At 67.6% G+C, this 15,519-nt stretch carries 17 protein-coding genes and 1 pseudogene; 14 read left to right on the forward strand and 4 right to left on the reverse strand.

What is annotated here, in order from left to right; all coding sequences use genetic code 11:
- A partial coding sequence (locus HUU96_RS03005; protein WP_174291382.1) for a MiaB/RimO family radical SAM methylthiotransferase occupies positions 1-965 on the reverse strand: 965 nt, incomplete at its 3' end.
- 116 nt (positions 966-1,081) lie between these two features.
- Between HUU96_RS03005 and HUU96_RS03010 the strand changes: the two genes are divergently transcribed.
- From HUU96_RS03010 to rimM, 5 genes are all read left to right on the forward strand, one after another.
- Positions 1,082-1,318 (forward strand): hypothetical protein, encoded by a 237-nt coding sequence (locus tag HUU96_RS03010; protein ID WP_174291383.1) that lies wholly within the window; start codon positions 1,082-1,084, stop codon positions 1,316-1,318.
- Between the two features lie 168 nt (positions 1,319-1,486).
- Positions 1,487-2,992: a signal recognition particle protein gene (gene ffh / locus HUU96_RS03015; protein WP_174291384.1), complete on the forward strand. Its 1,506-nt coding sequence runs from the start codon at positions 1,487-1,489 to the stop codon at positions 2,990-2,992.
- A 30-nt stretch (positions 2,993-3,022) separates the two neighbouring features.
- Complete coding sequence (gene rpsP / locus HUU96_RS03020) at positions 3,023-3,442, forward strand: 30S ribosomal protein S16 (protein ID WP_174291385.1); 420 nt, start codon at positions 3,023-3,025, stop codon at positions 3,440-3,442.
- A 51-nt stretch (positions 3,443-3,493) separates the two neighbouring features.
- Positions 3,494-3,640 carry a hypothetical protein gene (locus HUU96_RS03025; protein ID WP_174291386.1) on the forward strand — a complete coding sequence of 49 codons (147 nt, stop codon included), beginning with the start codon at positions 3,494-3,496 and terminating at the stop codon, positions 3,638-3,640.
- 28 nt (positions 3,641-3,668) lie between these two features.
- Positions 3,669-4,100 (forward strand): ribosome maturation factor RimM, encoded by a 432-nt coding sequence (gene rimM, locus HUU96_RS03030; protein ID WP_254604928.1) that lies wholly within the window; start codon positions 3,669-3,671, stop codon positions 4,098-4,100.
- A 13-nt stretch (positions 4,101-4,113) separates the two neighbouring features.
- On the opposite strand, the gene HUU96_RS03035 is transcribed toward rimM, so the two are convergent.
- Positions 4,114-5,028 carry an NAD(P)/FAD-dependent oxidoreductase gene (locus HUU96_RS03035; protein ID WP_174291388.1) on the reverse strand — a complete coding sequence of 305 codons (915 nt, stop codon included), beginning with the start codon at positions 5,026-5,028 and terminating at the stop codon, positions 4,114-4,116.
- 96 nt (positions 5,029-5,124) lie between these two features.
- Between HUU96_RS03035 and HUU96_RS03040 the strand changes: the two genes are divergently transcribed.
- The 8 genes from HUU96_RS03040 to HUU96_RS03075 all read left to right on the forward strand — a co-directional run bounded on the left by HUU96_RS03040 (position 5,125) and on the right by HUU96_RS03075 (position 13,295).
- Positions 5,125-5,397, forward strand: a complete 273-nt coding sequence (locus tag HUU96_RS03040; RefSeq protein WP_174291389.1) for an AbrB/MazE/SpoVT family DNA-binding domain-containing protein — start codon at positions 5,125-5,127, stop codon at positions 5,395-5,397.
- Positions 5,390-5,764 (forward strand): type II toxin-antitoxin system VapC family toxin, encoded by a 375-nt coding sequence (locus HUU96_RS03045; protein ID WP_174291390.1) that lies wholly within the window; start codon positions 5,390-5,392, stop codon positions 5,762-5,764. The genes HUU96_RS03040 and HUU96_RS03045 overlap by 8 nt, the downstream gene beginning before the upstream one ends.
- The gene (gene trmD / locus HUU96_RS03050; protein WP_174291391.1) at positions 5,761-6,492 is read left to right on the forward strand and encodes a tRNA (guanosine(37)-N1)-methyltransferase TrmD; all 732 of its coding nucleotides are present in this window, start codon (positions 5,761-5,763) and stop codon (positions 6,490-6,492) included. Before HUU96_RS03045 ends, trmD begins: the two co-directional genes overlap by 4 nt.
- Positions 6,489-6,881 carry a 50S ribosomal protein L19 gene (rplS, locus tag HUU96_RS03055; protein WP_174291392.1) on the forward strand — a complete coding sequence of 131 codons (393 nt, stop codon included), beginning with the start codon at positions 6,489-6,491 and terminating at the stop codon, positions 6,879-6,881. The genes trmD and rplS overlap by 4 nt, the downstream gene beginning before the upstream one ends.
- A gap of 106 nt (positions 6,882-6,987) precedes the next feature.
- On the forward strand, positions 6,988-8,439 hold the full coding sequence (locus HUU96_RS03060) for a DUF418 domain-containing protein (protein ID WP_174291393.1): 1,452 nt from the start codon (positions 6,988-6,990) through the stop codon (positions 8,437-8,439).
- 80 nt (positions 8,440-8,519) lie between these two features.
- Entirely contained in the window at positions 8,520-10,769 is a 2,250-nt protein-coding gene (locus HUU96_RS03065) for a S9 family peptidase (protein WP_174291394.1), read from the forward strand.
- Between the two features lie 80 nt (positions 10,770-10,849).
- Positions 10,850-12,211, forward strand: coding sequence for a DUF418 domain-containing protein (locus tag HUU96_RS03070; protein WP_174291395.1), 1,362 nt, complete (start codon positions 10,850-10,852; stop codon positions 12,209-12,211).
- A 55-nt stretch (positions 12,212-12,266) separates the two neighbouring features.
- Positions 12,267-13,295: an aspartate-semialdehyde dehydrogenase gene (locus HUU96_RS03075; protein WP_174291396.1), complete on the forward strand. Its 1,029-nt coding sequence runs from the start codon at positions 12,267-12,269 to the stop codon at positions 13,293-13,295.
- Positions 13,296-13,299: 4 nt separating this feature from the next.
- Here HUU96_RS03075 and HUU96_RS03080 read toward each other — a convergent pair whose 3' ends face one another.
- Both HUU96_RS03080 and HUU96_RS03085 read right to left on the reverse strand, forming a co-directional pair.
- Positions 13,300-14,910 carry a DHA2 family efflux MFS transporter permease subunit gene (locus HUU96_RS03080; RefSeq protein ID WP_174291397.1) on the reverse strand — a complete coding sequence of 537 codons (1,611 nt, stop codon included), beginning with the start codon at positions 14,908-14,910 and terminating at the stop codon, positions 13,300-13,302.
- Positions 14,910-15,431 (reverse strand): annotated as a pseudogene (locus HUU96_RS03085) (HlyD family secretion protein); the annotation flags it as partial. The gene HUU96_RS03080 and the pseudogene HUU96_RS03085, both read right to left, overlap by 1 nt.
- A 9-nt stretch (positions 15,432-15,440) precedes the next feature.
- Here HUU96_RS03085 and HUU96_RS15290 point away from each other — a divergent pair.
- On the forward strand, positions 15,441-15,519 hold a 79-nt coding region (locus HUU96_RS15290), incomplete at its 3' end, for a cation:dicarboxylate symporter family transporter (protein ID WP_368039734.1).

Consider the following 15,519-nt stretch of genomic DNA (forward strand, 5'->3'; position numbering starts at 1 on the left):
CGCGCCACCGCCGGCGCGACCTGCGGCATCCGCGCGGCAGGCGTGCCGGCGCGGGGCGAATAGGGGAAGACGTGCGCGTGGACGATCGCGCAATCGTCGATCAGCGCCAGGCTGTCCGCCGCCATGGCGTCGTCCTCGGTCGGGAAGCCGGCGATCAGGTCGGCACCGATCGCGATGTCGGCGCGCTTGGCCTGCAGCCGCTCGACCAGCGCAACCGCCTGCGCACGGCTGTGCCGCCGCCGCATCCGCTTGAGGATCAGGTCGCTGCCCGCCTGGAGCGACAGGTGGACGTGCGGCGCGACGCGGGACTCGCCGGTCAGCAGCTCCTCCAGCAACGGGTCGACCTCGATCGAGTCGAGCGATGACAGCCGCAGCCGGGGCAGGGCGGGGACGGCGCGCAGCACCCGCTCGACCAGCACCCCCAATGTCGCCGCGTCGGGGTGCGCGTAGCTGGTCAGGTCGACCCCGGTCAGCACCACCTCGCAATGCCCCGCCGCGACCAGCCCGGCGACCTGCTCGACCACCGCGTCGGGCGCGGTCGACCGGCTCGCCCCGCGCCCGGCGGGGATCGCGCAGAAGGTGCAGGCATGGTCGCAGCCGTTCTGCACCGCGACCAGCGCGCGGGCGTGACGTGCGAAGGTGGCACGCGGCGCGGCCGCGAGGGCGCTTCCCCAGCTGGCCGACAGCAGCTTGGCGGCGTTGCCGACCACCCGGTCGACCTCGGCCATCGCGCCGAAGCCGGCGGGGTCGATCGTCGCCGCGCAGCCGGTGACGATCAGCTCAGCGCCGGGCCGCTCCCGCCGCAGCCGCCGGATCGCGGCGCGCGTCTCCTTTACGGCGGCGCCAGTCACCCCACAGCTGTTGACCACCACCGCGTCGCGGGTCCCGAGCAGGGCGCGGATGGTCTCGCTTTCGGCGATGTTGAGGCGGCAGCCTAGGGTGATGACCTGGGGGGCGGGGGGCATGGCGGGACGTCTAGCGGGGGACGGAGGACGGGTCTATGCGGACCGGCGGTGAGTGAACGTTGCTATCGGTTAAGCCAGGCCATAACGTTCTGCTTCTGCGATTTGGTAAGAAGTTCATGTCTTTTAAGATCATCTCCGGCTTCCTCGCGCTGATCGTCGTGGGTCTGACCGCGTCGCTGGCATATGCGGTCCATACGGGCGTGGCTCACACCAAGAGTGGTGGGATCGTTCTACTGTCTTCTGATCCAAGCGGTTTTTGGACGTTGGCTGCGATCCGAGCAGCGATTACCGCTGCGTTTGCATGGGGCACCGTGAAGGCGTGGCACGCTGGTCGCCAGCATCCGAACTTCTAACCTGGCACAATAGGCCTTGACCTTGCATTGATAGGGTTCTTCTTGTAGTAAAGCCAACACGTTCAGCCCCCGAACGCACCCCCAGCGCCCACCCGGCGCACGCTGGCCGACGAGGTTTCGTCCGCCGGCGTTTCGTGCGTTCGGCGGCCGTGAAGGAGGTGAAGGCGCATGTTCGATAGTCTGAGCGACCGGCTTGGCGGCGTCTTCGATCGCCTGCGCGGGCGTGGCGCGCTGACCGAGGCGGATGTGCGCGGGGCGATGCGCGAGGTGCGGGTCGCGCTGCTGGAGGCGGACGTGGCGCTGCCGGTAGCGCGCAAGTTCGTCGACGAGGTGACCGAGCAGGCGGTCGGCGCGAGCGTGCTGCGCTCGATCACGCCGGGGCAGCAGGTCGTCAAGATCGTCAACGACGCGCTGGTCGCGATGCTGGGCGGCGACGACCCCGACGCCGCAGAGCTGCACCTGGGCGTCACGCCGCCGGCGATCGTGATGATGGTCGGCTTGCAGGGGTCGGGCAAGACCACCACCACCGCCAAGATCGCCAAGCGCCTGAAGGGCCGCGACGGCAAGAAGATCCTGATGGCGTCGCTCGACGTCAACCGCCCCGCCGCGCAGGAGCAGCTGGCGACCTTGGGCACCCAGGTCGAAGTCGCGACCCTCCCGATCGTCGCCGGGCAGCAGCCGGTGGAGATCGCGCGGCGCGCGCTGCAGGCGGCGAAGCTACAGGGTTACGACGTGCTGATGCTCGACACCGCCGGGCGGCTGCACGTCGATCAGGCGCTGATGGACGAGATGAAGGCGGTCGCCGACATCGCGCGGCCGACCGAGATCCTGCTCGTCGTCGACTCGCTGACCGGTCAGGACGCGGTCAACGTCGCGTCCAATTTCAGCGAGCAGGTGCCGCTGACCGGCGTCGTCCTGACCCGCATGGACGGCGACGCCCGCGGCGGTGCGGCGCTGTCGATGCGCGCGGTGACCGGCAAGCCGATCAAGTTCGCCGGCACCGGTGAGAAGATGGACGCGCTGGAGGCGTTCCACGCGTCGCGCGTCGCCGGCCGCATCCTCGGCATGGGCGACGTCGTGTCGCTGGTCGAGCGCGCGGCGGAATCGATCCAGCAGGAAGACGCCGAGCGCATGGCCGCTCGCATGGCGAAGGGGCAGTTCGACCTGAACGACCTGCGCGGCCAGCTGGCGCAGATGCGGCGGATGGGCGGGCTGGGCGCGCTCGCCGGGATGATCCCCGGCATGAAGAAGGCGCAAGGGCAGGTGCAGGCGGCGGGCGGCGAGAAGGTGCTGGTCCATATGGACGCGATCATCGGCTCGATGACGCTCAAGGAGCGCGCCAAGCCCGAGATCATCTCCGCCAAGCGCAAGATCCGCATCGCCAAGGGGTCCGGGCTGACGGTGCAGGAGGTCAACAAGCTCCTCAAGATGCACCAGGAGATGGCCGGGGCGATGAAGAAGCTCAAGAAGATGGGCGGCCTCAAGGGCATGATGAAGATGCTCGGGGGTGGCGGCTCCGGCGGCGGCGGCATGGGTGGTTTGGGCGGTGCGCTCGGCGGTCCCGACCTCGCGGAGGCGATGAAGGGCATCGGCAAGGGCATGGGCGGCCTGCCGGGGCTGCCCGGCGGACCGGGCGGCCTGCCGCCGGGGTTCGGCGGCTTCGGCAAGAAATAACTCGATCAACAATCTGGAAGGAAGATACACATGGCAATCAGCATTCGTCTGTCGCGCGGCGGCTCCAAGAAGCGGCCCTATTATCGCATCGTCGTGGCCGATGCGCGCAGCCCCCGCGACGGCAAGTTCATCGAGAAGATCGGCAACTACAACCCGCTGCTGGCGAAGGACTCCGACCAGCGGATCGTCCTTGATGCCGAGCGTGCCAAGCACTGGCTGTCGGTGGGCGCACAGCCGACCGATCGCGTCGCCCGCTTCCTCGACGCGGCCGGCGTGCGCGAGCGCGCGGCGCGCAACAACCCGAACAAGGGCAAGCCGGGCGAGAAGGCGACCGAGCGCGCCGAGGAGCGGGCCGAGAAGCTGAAGGCGGAGCAGGCGGCCGCCGCCGAAGCCGCGGCGGCTCCCGCTGCCGACGCGCCCGCGGAGGCCGAGGCGACCGCCGAACAGTGATCCCTTTGCATGGTGGTGCGTTGCTGACCGGTAACCGCGAAGGAACGCACCATGGCCTCGATCCCTCCCGCTCAGCCCGATCCGCGAACCGTCGCCGATGACGACGAGGACGCGATCGGACAAGGCGTCTCGAGCACCGACCCTGCCGAAGGCGACGACGACGAGCCTGGCGAGCAAGCCGGATCGCCCCGCGGCTGAGGCGCGCCCAGCGTCGATGCCCGTCGTCATGGCGGCGGTCATCGGCGCGCACGGCATCGGCGGCGAGGTGAAGCTCAAGGTCTTCGCCGACGATCTCGCGCCCTATCGCTCGTTCAACGACGGCGCGCTGACGCTTCGTTCGTTGCGGGAGGGCGGTATCGCACGCTTCGCCGAAGTGGCCGACCGAACGGCGGCAGAGGCATTGCGCGGCACGTTGCTGACCGTGCCGCGCGAGGCGCTGCCTCCCCTGCCGGACGGCGAATATTATCATGTCGACCTGATCGGACTGGCCGTCGAGACCGACGGCGGAGTGCCGGTCGGGCGCGTCGTGGCCGTCGATAATTTCGGTGCCGGCGACATTCTCGACATCGAGAAGCCCGACGGCAAGCGCTTCATGGTGCCGGTCGCGGTTGCCACGATCGGCCTGACGGCGGTGGTCCCGGCAGCGTTCGTCGAATAGCTGAGCTTGGCGACTAGCGCGCCAGCGTTCTAGTTTCCGCCAGGTCGTTGCGGATCGTCGTCGCCGCCACACCGGCTTCGCCCATGGCATGGCTGATCTGGTCGAGCCCCTTGGCGACGTCGCCCGCCGCGTAGAGACCGGGGATGCTGGTACGCTGGTGGTCGTCGACGGCAAGGCAGCCGTCGTCGGTCGCGTCAGCACCCAACGACACTGCGAGGTCGGAGCGGATCACCGATCCGAGCGCCGGGTAGACGCTGTCGAACGCCAGGTCGCCCTGCGGTGTCGGCACCACGATGGCCTCGTCCTCGATCCGCAACGGCTCGCACGGGCCAGCGACCGCATGGATGCCGAGTTCATCCAGCCGCGCCCGCTCGGCGTCGCTCAGCTCATGTTCCTGATCGGGCGCGACCAAGGTCACGTCGCGGGTGTACATGCGCAGGAACACCGCCTCGTTATAGCCATGGCTGTGGGTGCCGATCACGCCGACCTTCTTGTCGGTGACCTCATAGCCGTCGCAGATCGGGCAGTAGCGCAGCAGCCCCCGGTGCAGCGCCAGCGCGTGGCCGGCGTCGTCGATGCGCGGCCGGTTGTTGACCACGCCGGTCGCCAGCAGGACGCTTCGCGCGGTGATCGTCTCGAGCGCGGTGCGAGCGACGAACAGCTCGCCGTCGCGCGCGATGTGCTCGATCGTCGCATCGGTCACCGCTGGGCCATATTCCTCCGCCTGCTCACGCATCAGCCGCAGCAGCTCGGTTCCGGCAATGCCGCCAGGATAGCCGGCGTGGTTGCGCGTCCGCGGGATCCACGCCGCCCGGCTGGCTCCTGCGTCGATCACGCGAAGCGTCAGGTGGAAGCGGGCAAGATAGATCGCTGCAGTCAGCCCGGCCGGGCCGCCGCCGATGATCAGACAGTCGATCACATCACTCATGGCGGTGAGAGCGCCCGGCCCTTGTCATCGTTCCGCCGCAACGTTGACGCTTGAGCGGTCGGTCGTATATACGGGATGTATATACGGAGTGAAGCCATGGGCGACGAGTATCGTGCGAAAGTATTCAGGTCGGGCAATTCATTGGCTTTGCGCCTGCCCAAGGCGCTTGGCCTGAAGGACGGGACGGAGATGCGGGTGCGCGAGGAGCAGGGCCGCTATGTCGTCGAGCCGGTGGAAGCGCCGAAGCGGAAGATCGACCTGACCGGCATCTGGGGGTCGATCCCGGGGTTGAAGCCGCTGCCTCCCGAAGATCGGTTATTCGAAGAGCGTGAGCTGGATTGGGAAGGGAAGCTGCTCGACCGTGGCTGAGGCAGCCTTCCTACTCGACAGCAACATCTGCATTTATATCCTGGAAGGTCGACTGCCGTGGCTGCGCCGGCGGGTGGAGGAGTTCGAGCCGGGTCTGCTGGTGACCTCCGCGATTGTCTTCGGCGAAGTGATGATCGGCGCGTCGAAGCGCGAGGCGACAGTGGAGGCGCGGCGGTTCTTCGAGGTGGTGCCAGTTTTGCCCTTCGACGAGCGGGCTGGTCTCGCCTATGCTCGCCTCCCGTTCAAGCGTGGTCTTTATCACCTGATCGCCGCCCACGCGCTGGCGCTCGACCTGACGCTGGTGACGAACAACGAGCGTGATTTCGGTGACATCGCCGGGCTCCGCGTCGAGAACTGGACTCGATGACGTGGCGTGCCGCCGTGCTGACCTTGTACCCGGCGATGTTTCCCGGGCCACTCGGCCTGTCGCTGGCGGGCCGAGCGCTGGTGGAGGAGCGCTGGTCGCTGGCCGCGACCAACATTCGTGACTTCGCCAGCGATCGTCATGCCACCGTCGACGACACCCCGGCGGGCGGCGGTGCCGGCATGGTGTTGCGCGCCGATGTCGTCGCTCGTGCGCTCGACAGCGTTGCGGATGGCCGACCGACGCTGGCGATGACTCCGCGGGGCGCGCCTCTCACCCAGGCGCGCGTCCGCGACCTGGCGTCGGGCGAGGGCGCGGTGCTGCTCTGCGGGAGGTTCGAGGGCTTTGACGAGCGGCTGTTCGAGGCACGCGCCATAGAGCAGGTGTCGGTCGGCGACTATGTCCTGTCGGGCGGCGAGATGGCGGCGCTGGTGCTGCTCGACGCTTGCGTCCGGCTGCTTCCCGGCGTAATGGGCTCGGCCTCCAGCGGGGATGACGAGAGCTTCGAAACGGGGCTGCTCGAATACCCGCATTATACCCGACCACCGACGTGGGAAGGGCGCACGATCCCCGAAGTGCTGCGATCGGGGGATCATGCGAAGATCGCGGCCTGGCGCAAGTCGATGGCCGAGACCGATACACGGCTAAGGCGGCCGGACCTGTGGGAGCGCCATGAGGGCGCTCGGGTCCAGTCGCCCTCTGGCGCGCGGCGACGGAAGGACGAGACATGAACCTGATCCAGACGCTCGAAGCCGAGCAGATCGCCAAGCTGACCGGCAACCGCGCCATCCCCGAGTTCCGCCCCGGCGACACGCTGAAGGTCGGCGTCAAGGTGGTTGAAGGCGAGCGCACCCGTGTCCAGGCCTATGAGGGCGTGTGCATCGCCCGCGCCAACAAGGGCATGGGAAGCAGCTTCACCGTGCGCAAGATGAGCTTCGGCGAGGGCGTCGAGCGCGTCTTCCCGCTCTACTCGCCCAACATCGACTCGATCGAGGTGGTCCGCAAGGGCGCCGTCCGCCGCGCCAAGCTCTATTACCTGCGCGGCCGCACCGGCAAGTCGGCGCGCATCGCCGAGCGCCGCGACACCCGCCCGGCCAAGGGCAGCACCGCCGCCGAGTGAGGCAGCCCCGCTAAGCTGTTGCGAAACGGCCGTTCCGTCTGGAGCGGCCGTTTTTTCGTTGCGGATGTGGTGCGAAACGATAGCGTCCGCTCCGAGGGACGAGTCGATGGATGACGCTAAAGGGACTGCGGCCGGCGTTGCTGTGATCACCAGCGCCGCCGAGCCGGATGGCGCGCCGCGCCTCGCCGGGCTCGACATCCTGCGCGGGATCGCGATCCTCTGCATCCTGTTCATGAACATCAACGACATGGGCGCGTCCTTCGCCAATTTTGGCATGGCCGTCCGCAATCTCGGCTGGACGCCGGCCGACCGGGCCGCATGGTTCCTGCGCGAGGTGCTCGCAGACGGCACGGCGCGCTGCCTGCTGGAGATGCTGTTCGGCGTCGGCATGGTGATCCTGACCGATCGTGCCGCAGGCGCGCTCGGGCAGGCGGCGGTGCGGCCAAGCGGTCGGCTGGCGCGGACGGTGCGCTGGCTGTTCGGTCCATGGGCGGTGATGCGCGCTTATTACTGGCGCAACTTCGTGCTGTTCATGTTCGGCGTCGCGCATCTGTCGCTGCTGATGTGGCCGGGTGACATCCTCCACACCTATGGCGTGGCAGCGATGGTCGCGTTCCTGTTTCGCAGGCTGGGGCCGAAGACGCTGCTCGGCTTTGGTCTCATCCTGGCGGTAGTGCAACTGGGAGCGGCGGGCTTTTTCCTCCAACGCGCCCAGACGAGCATCGCGCGGATCGCCGACATCCGCGCGGGTCACCATGCACCGGCGTCGGCGGCCGACCGCAAGATGATCGCCGCGCTGAACAGGACGCTGCACGCTCGCGCACTCGGCCGCGCGCAGCAAGCGCGCCGGATTGCCGCCGATGATCGTGATCAATCCGCCGCGACCGGCAGCGCGGCACGCTGGTTTGCGGCGGCCTGGCGCAACGACGCCTTTTTCTACCTCGGCATCGGCGAGGGTGCGAGCATCATCGAATGGGGCTCCATATGGGAAGCGGCGGGCACCATGCTGATCGGCGCGGCGCTGTTCCGCTGGGGCGTGATCCAGGGGCGGCGATCGCGACGCTTCTATCTGGTCCTGCTCCTCGCCAGCTACGCGATCGGGCTCGGCGGGAGGACTGGCCGCGCGCTGGAGGAGATGCGTTTCGTCGACTATCCCAGCCTGTGGTACGCAACGACGGAACTGACGCGGGTGGCGACGACGCTGGGCCATATCTGCCTCGCCTGGCTGCTGCTCGGCACCGCCGCCGGCGCGCGGCTGCTCAGGCCGTTCGCTGCTGCCGGGCGTACTGCGCTCAGCCTGTATGTCGGGCAGACACTGATCTGCCTGTGGCTGCTCTTTCCACCCTTTGCGCTCGGCTTGTACGGCAAGCTCGGCTGGATGAGCCTGATGCTGACCGCGGCGGCGATTAACCTTGCCCTGCTTGCGCTCGCCAACTGGTGGGTGGAGCGCTTCTCGATCGCTCCCGTCGAATGGGCGTGGCGTTCGATCGTCGCCGGGCGGCGACTGCCGTTCCGCCATCGCCATCCGCATAGCGTCGGCGCACCCCGGCTCGCGTGATGCAATCCGCTGGACGAGCGGTGACGGTCCAGTAATAACCGGTCGGCCCGCGTTCGTGGGCGGTTCACGGAGAAAACGGGATGCGCGCATGGTGGCTGGCTCTTGCCCTGGCTTCGGTGGGGAGCGCCGCGATGGCCGCTGAGCCGGCCGCTCCTGCAGCCGCACCCGCCGCGCAGCAGCTGACGCTGGCGCGCGTGTTCGGCAGCCCCGACCTGTCGGGCTCGCAACCGCGTGCGCTGAAGCTGTCGCCCGACGGCACGTTGCTCACCTATCTGAAGCCGCGCGCCGACGAGAAGGAGCGGCTCGACCTGTGGGCGCGCGACACCCGTACCGGTGCCGAGCGGATGCTGGTCGACAGCAAGAAGGTCGGCAGCGGCGCGGAACTGTCCGAGGCCGAGAAAATGCAGCGCGAGCGGGCGCGGATCGGCGGGTCGAAGGGCATCGTCGCCTATGACTGGGCCCCGAGCGGGACCGCGATCCTGGTACCGCTCGATGGCGCGCTCTACCTTGCTGATCTCGCCGGTCATGTTCGCAAGCTCGCGCCGGGCGCGGTCGATCCGCTCAACCCCGCGGTCTCACCGCAGGGCAATTTCGTCTCCTATGTCGAGAAGCAGAACCTGCATGTCGCGCCGCTGGCCGGTGGCGGCGCGGGGCAGCCGATCACCCAGGACGGTGCCGGCACGGTCCATTGGGGCGAGGCCGAGTTCGTCGCGCAGGAGGAGATCAAGCGCTTCACCGGCTACTGGTGGAGCCCCGACGAGCGCTACATCGCCGTCGAGCGGTTCGACGACGCGCCGGTCCAAGTCTTCACCCGCGCCGCGATCGGCGCGAGCGGCACCAAGACCTTCGAGCAACGCTATCCCGCCGCCGGCACCCCCAACGCCGCGGTCGATCTATACGTGATGAAGCCCGACGGCTCGGGTCAGGTGAAGGTTGACTTGGGGTCCAATCCAGACATCTACCTGGCGCGGGTCGACTGGACCAAGGACGGCTCGGCGCTGCTGGTCCAGCGCCAGAGCCGCGACCAGAAGACGCTGGACCTGCTGCGCGTCGATCCCGTCACCGGCAAGGCTAGCGTGCTGTTCACCGAACGCGCGGGGGCAAAGAGCTGGCTCAACCTCGAGCACGACACGATGGCGCTGAAGGACGGCAGCATCATCTGGCGGTCGGAGCAAACCGGCTATGGCCATCTCTACCGCTGGGCCAAGGGCAAGTGGACGGCGCTGACCAGCGGGCCATGGGTGGTGACCGATATCGTCGGCATCGACGAGGCCAAGGGCCGCGTGTTCTTCGCCGGCACCAAGGACGACGTGCTGGAGGGACAGATCTATTCGGTAGACCTCGCCCATCCCGGCGCGATCACCCGCCTGACTGAGCGCGGATGGACCAACGCGGCGAGCATGGACCGAAGCGGCAGCCGCCTGATCGTGCGCCGCTCCAACCCGTCGCAGCCGACGCAGGTCTATCTCGCCGATGCGACCGGCCAGCGACTGGCCTGGATCAACGAGAACGCGGTGGCACCGGGCCACCCCTATTATCCCTATCTCCAGAGCCATCAGGCGACCAAGTTCGGCACCATCAAGGCCGCCGACGGCACCACGCTCTACTGGGAGATGATCACGCCGCCGCTGGTGCCGGGCAAGAGATACCCGGTGTTCTTCGAGCATTACGGCGGCCCCGGCACCGGCCAGCAGGTGACGCGCGGCTGGCAGGGCGCGTTGCCGCAATATCTGGTCAGCCAGGGCTGGATCTTCTTCCAGATCGACAACCGCGGCAGCTACAATCGCGGCACCGCGTTCGAGAACCAGATCTATCACGCGATGGGCACGGTCGAGATCGAGGACCAGCTCGCCGGGGCCAATTACCTGAAGTCGCTGCCGTTCGTCGACGGCGGCAAGATTGCGACATATGGCTGGTCCTATGGCGGCTATATGTCGCTCAAGATGCTCGAGAAGACGCCCGGGGTCTATGCCGCCGCGGTCTCGGGCGCGCCGGTGACCGACTGGCAGTTGTATGACACGCACTATACCGAGCGCTATCTCGGCGACCCGGCCAAGGACCCGAAAAGCTATGCCGGCGCGCGGGCGTGGGAGGATGCCGACAAGATCCGCGACCCGCTGCTGCTGATCCACGGCATGAGCGACGACAATGTCTTCCTCGACAACTCGCTGAAGGCGGTGGCGCGGATGCAGGCGACGAACACGCCGTTCGAGATGATGTTCTACCCCGGCTACACCCACCGCGTTGGCGGTCCGGGGATCAGTGAGCATCTGTGGGGATCAATCATGGCGTTCCTCGACCGCGAGGTGAAGAACAAGCCGGACAAGTAACGACACCGCTTTGTCGGCGACCATTTGCAAGACTCGCGCCCTTGTGTCAGTTGATCGCTGACTCGGGGGAGTAATCGCACATGGCAGGGATGCAGTTGGCGCCGGTGGCGGGCAGGGCGCGGATCGAAGTGCTTGATGTTCTTCGGGGATTGGCGATCCTCGGCATCTTCTACATGAACATCCCCTTCATGGCGGTGTCGGTGCCGCGGGCGATGTTCGATCCGACCCTGATCGGCTGGGCTCCCGCCGACGCGCACGCCTGGAAGGCAGTCCAGGTGCTGCTAGAAGGAACGCAGCGCTGCGTGCTGCAATTCCTGTTCGGGGCCGGGCTGATGGTACTGACCACCCGCATCGTCGATCCCGACGGGCCGGTCGCGGTCGCCGACCTGTATTTCCGGCGCACCCTGTGGTTGCTCGCCTTTGGCGTGTTCGATGTCTTTGCGATGCTGTGGCCTGGCGACATCCTCCACATCTATGCGCTGGCGGCGCTGTTCCTGTTCCCGTTCCGCCGGCTGGGGCCGAAGACGCTGGTCGCGATAGGCAGCCTGATGGCGCTGTTCCAGCTCGTGACAGGCGGCGTCCATTATGCCCAGCGCGCCGACCTGCTCGCCCGGCACCGTGCGGTCGAGGCGAGCGTGGCCGCACACCGGCCGTTGACCAGTGCCGACCAGGCGACGCTCAGCCAGTGGCGCACCTGGGACTCGCACAAGGTGATGCCGCCGACGGCCCAGGCGCTACAACGGATCGAGCCCGCGGCGCACCATAGCGGCTTCGTCGCCTACGCGACATTTCTGTGGGGTGGGTATCTGAACTTCATCTATCCCAGCCTGCTCGGGGGCGTTGCCGAAGCCTTTTTCGCGATGTGCATCGGTATCGCCCTGTGGAAATGGGGCGTGATCCAGGGGCGGCGCAGCGCTCGCTTCTACGTCGGCCTGACGATCGCCGCCTATGCGGTCGCGGTGCCGCTGCGCTGGATCGGCGCGGACGACGAAGTGTCGCGCGAGCTGATTCCCCGGCTGGGCTGGGTCACGACCGAGCTGGCGCGGCTCGTCATGGGCCTGGGTCATGTCGGCCTCGTCAACCTGCTTATGCTGACGGTGCCGGGCCGGGCGTTGCTCGCACCGTTCCGTGCGGCGGGGCGGACCGCCTTCTCGATCTACTTCCTCGAGACCGTGATCGGCGTCTGGTTCCTGTTCGCACCCTGGGGACCGGGGCTATGGGGCCGGATGAGCTGGGCGGGCATGGCGAGCACGGCGACGGCGGTGGTCCTGGCCGTGCTGGTGGTCGCGAATGTCTGGGTGCGCTTCTTCGCCATGGGGCCGCTCGAATGGCTGTGGCGCAGTCTCGCCTACAAGCAGCGCCAGCCGTTCCGCCACCCGACCCGCGCCAGCAACACGCTGTCGACGCCCGAAGCCGATGCGGCGGTGCCGCTGCCGGCCTGACCGCTGGACAATCGCCGGGCGCTCGCTAACCGGAGCCTCTTGAGTGGAGGCGTAGATGGGTTACCGGGTAGTGGTCGCGGGCGCGACGGGCAATGTCGGGCGGGAGATGGTCAATATCCTCGCCGAGCGCGCGTTTCCCGCCGACGAGGTGGCGGTGCTGGCCTCGTCGCGCTCGACCGGCGACGAGATCGAGTATGGCGACACCGGCAAGATGCTCAAGGTGCGCAACATCGAGCATTTCGATCCCGCCGGCTGGGACATCGCGCTGTTCGCGATCGGGTCGGAAGCGACCAAGGTCTATGCGCCCCGCTTCGCCGCGGCCGGCTGCGTCGTGATCGACAATTCGTCGCTGTACCGGATGGACCCCGACGTGCCGCTGATCGTACCGGAGGTGAACGCCGCCGCGATCGACGGCTACACGCGCCGCAACATCATCGCCAACCCGAACTGCTCGACCGCGCAGATGGTGGTGGCGCTCAAGCCGTTGCACGATGCCGCCCGCATCAAGCGCGTCGTCGTTTCGACCTACCAGTCGGTGTCGGGCGCGGGCAAGGTCGGCATGGACGAGCTGTTCGAGCAGAGCCGCAACATCTTCGTCGGCGACCCTGCCGAGGCAAAGACCTTCACCAAGCAGATCGCCTTCAACGTCATTCCTCATATCGACAGCTTCCTCGACGACGGCTCGACCAAGGAAGAGTGGAAGATGGTGGTCGAGACCAAGAAGATCCTCGATCCCAAGATCAAGGTGACCGCGACCTGCGTGCGGGTGCCGGTGTTCGTCGGCCATTCGGAATCGATCAACATCGAGTTCGAGGACGAGATCAGCGCCGACGACGCGCGCCGCATCCTGCGCGAGGCTCCGGGCGTCATGCTGATCGATAAGCAGGAGGACGGCGGCTACATCACCCCGATCGAGAGCGCCGGCGACGACGCGACCTATATCAGCCGGGTGCGCGAGGACCCGACGGTGGAGAACGGCCTCAACATCTGGTGCGTCGCCGACAACCTGCGCAAGGGTGCGGCGCTGAACGCGGTGCAGATCGCCGAGCTGCTCGGCCGGCGGCACCTGAAAAAGGCCGACTGACGCGTCAGTCGAAGTGCACGGCCGGCGCGTCCTGCTTGGCACCGGCCGCGGCAGCCGGCGGCCGCTTCAGCAGCACCAGCAAAGGGACCGCGCACAGCGTCAGGATCATCATCAGCTTGAAGATGTCGAGATAGCTGATCATCGCCGCCTGCTGGTTGACCAGCCCGTCGGCCATCATCAGCAATTGGTCGGTCGTCGTGCCCAGGGTCGACGACACGATCGGGTCCGCCGCCTGAAGGCCCAGGTCGGGAATGTGGCTGCCGAGCACCTCGTGGTTGGTCTGGATGTTGCGGGCGAGCAGCGCCGTCACCACGGAGATGCCGACCGATCCGCCGATGTTGCGCGACAGGTTGAGCAGGCTCGCGCCCTCGGTCCGAAATTGCGGGCCGAGCGTGGCGAACGCCATCAGGTTGAGAGGGATGAAGACGAGGCCGAGCCCCGCACCCTGGACCAGCCCGGTGATGACGAAATTGCTCGCGCCCATCATCACCGTCCAGCCGGTCATAGTCCAGAGCGAGGCACCAGCGACCACCAGCCCCAGCGCGACGACGGCACGCGGATCGATGCCGCGCGCCATCAGGCGGCCGGCCATCGCCATGGCGAACACCATGCCGATGCCGCGCGGCACCAGCAGCAGCCCGGCGTCGAACACCGAATAGTTGAACAGGCCCTGCAACATCGGCGGCAGCAGTGCCATGGTCGCCATCATCAGCACCCCGACGACCAGCATGAAGCCGACGCCGGTCAGGAGATTGCGGTTGCCGAGCAGCTCGCGATCGAACATCGGCCGCTCGGCGGTGAACAGCTGCACCAGGAAACACCAGGCCGCGATCGCCGCGACCGCGCTCTCGATGATGATCTCCCAGCTGTGGAACCAGTCCTGGCTCTGGCCGCGGTCCAGCATCACCTGAAAGGCGCAGATCGCCACCGCCAGCGCGGTGAAGCCGAACGCGTCCAGCTTGCGCTCCTTGATCTCCCGCGTCGGCAGCAGCGCCCACAGGATCGCGAAGCAGGCGATGCCGACGGGTACGTTGACGTAGAAGCACCAGCGCCAGCTGTAATTGTCCGTCAGCCAGCCGCCGATCACCGGCCCCAATATCGGCCCGACCATCACCCCCTGGCCCCAGATCGCCATCGCCCCCGCCTGCTTGGATCGCGGGTTTATGTCCATCATCACCGTCTGGCTCAGCGGGCTCATGAACGCGGCGGCGATGCCCTGCAACATTCGGAAGGCGACGATCGCGGGCAGGCTGGTCGCAAGACCACACAGCATCGAAGCGACGACGAAGCCGAACACCGCCGACAGGAACAGGTTGCGGCTGCCGATCCGGTCGGCAAGCCAGCCGGTGATAGGGATCGCGACCGCGGAGGCGACGATATAGCTGGTCAGGACCCAGGTGATGGTGTCCGCTGTCGCGCCCAGCGACGCCTGCATATGCGGCAGCGCGACGTTGGCGATGGTTGAATCGAGGATCTGCATGACCGTCGCCGCCATGACGCCGATGGTCAGCAGCGGCCGGTTGCGCGTGTAGAGCGCCGGACGCTCGTCAACCGGTTCCGGCGTCAACGTCGCCAGCGCATCGTCGGTGGCACGGGTGACGGCGGCGCTGGCCATCAGTGGCGGACGTCGACGCGCACGTCGGCGGACAGGCCGGCGATCAGCTGGCGCGGCGATGCTTCGTCGATTGCGATCCGCACCGGTACTCGCTGCGTCACCTTGACCCAGTTACCGGTCGCGTTCTGCGCGGGCAGTACCGAGAATTCCGATCCCGTTCCGGCACCGAGCGACTGGACATGGCCGTGCAGCTTCAGGCCTCGATAGGCATCGAAGCTGACCTCCGCCGGCTGGCCGACGCGCATGTGGTTGAGGTCGTCTTCCTTGAAATTGGCCTCCACCCACGACCGGCCGCTCTGGACGATGGTGACCGCTGGCAGGGCGGTGATCATCATCTGCCCGACCTGAAGTCGGCCCGACTGGCTGATCGTACCCGCCACCGGCGCGCGCACATCGGTTCTCGCGAGGTCGAGCGACGCCTTGGCACGCTGGACCAGCGCGGCGGCGACCTGGGGGTTCTCGCCGGGCACCGCGGCACCGCTGGCGAGCTTGGCGCGTGCCTCCGCTTCGCCGGCTTGGGCGTTGCCGCGATGGTGACGCGGTTCGTGCTGCCCGTGGGCGCCACCGTCAATATGGACGGGACGGCGCTGTACGAGGCAGTGGCCGCCA

The sequence above is a fragment of the Sphingomonas bacterium genome (assembly GCF_903644135.1).
Lineage (GTDB): Bacteria > Pseudomonadota > Alphaproteobacteria > Sphingomonadales > Sphingomonadaceae > Sphingomonas.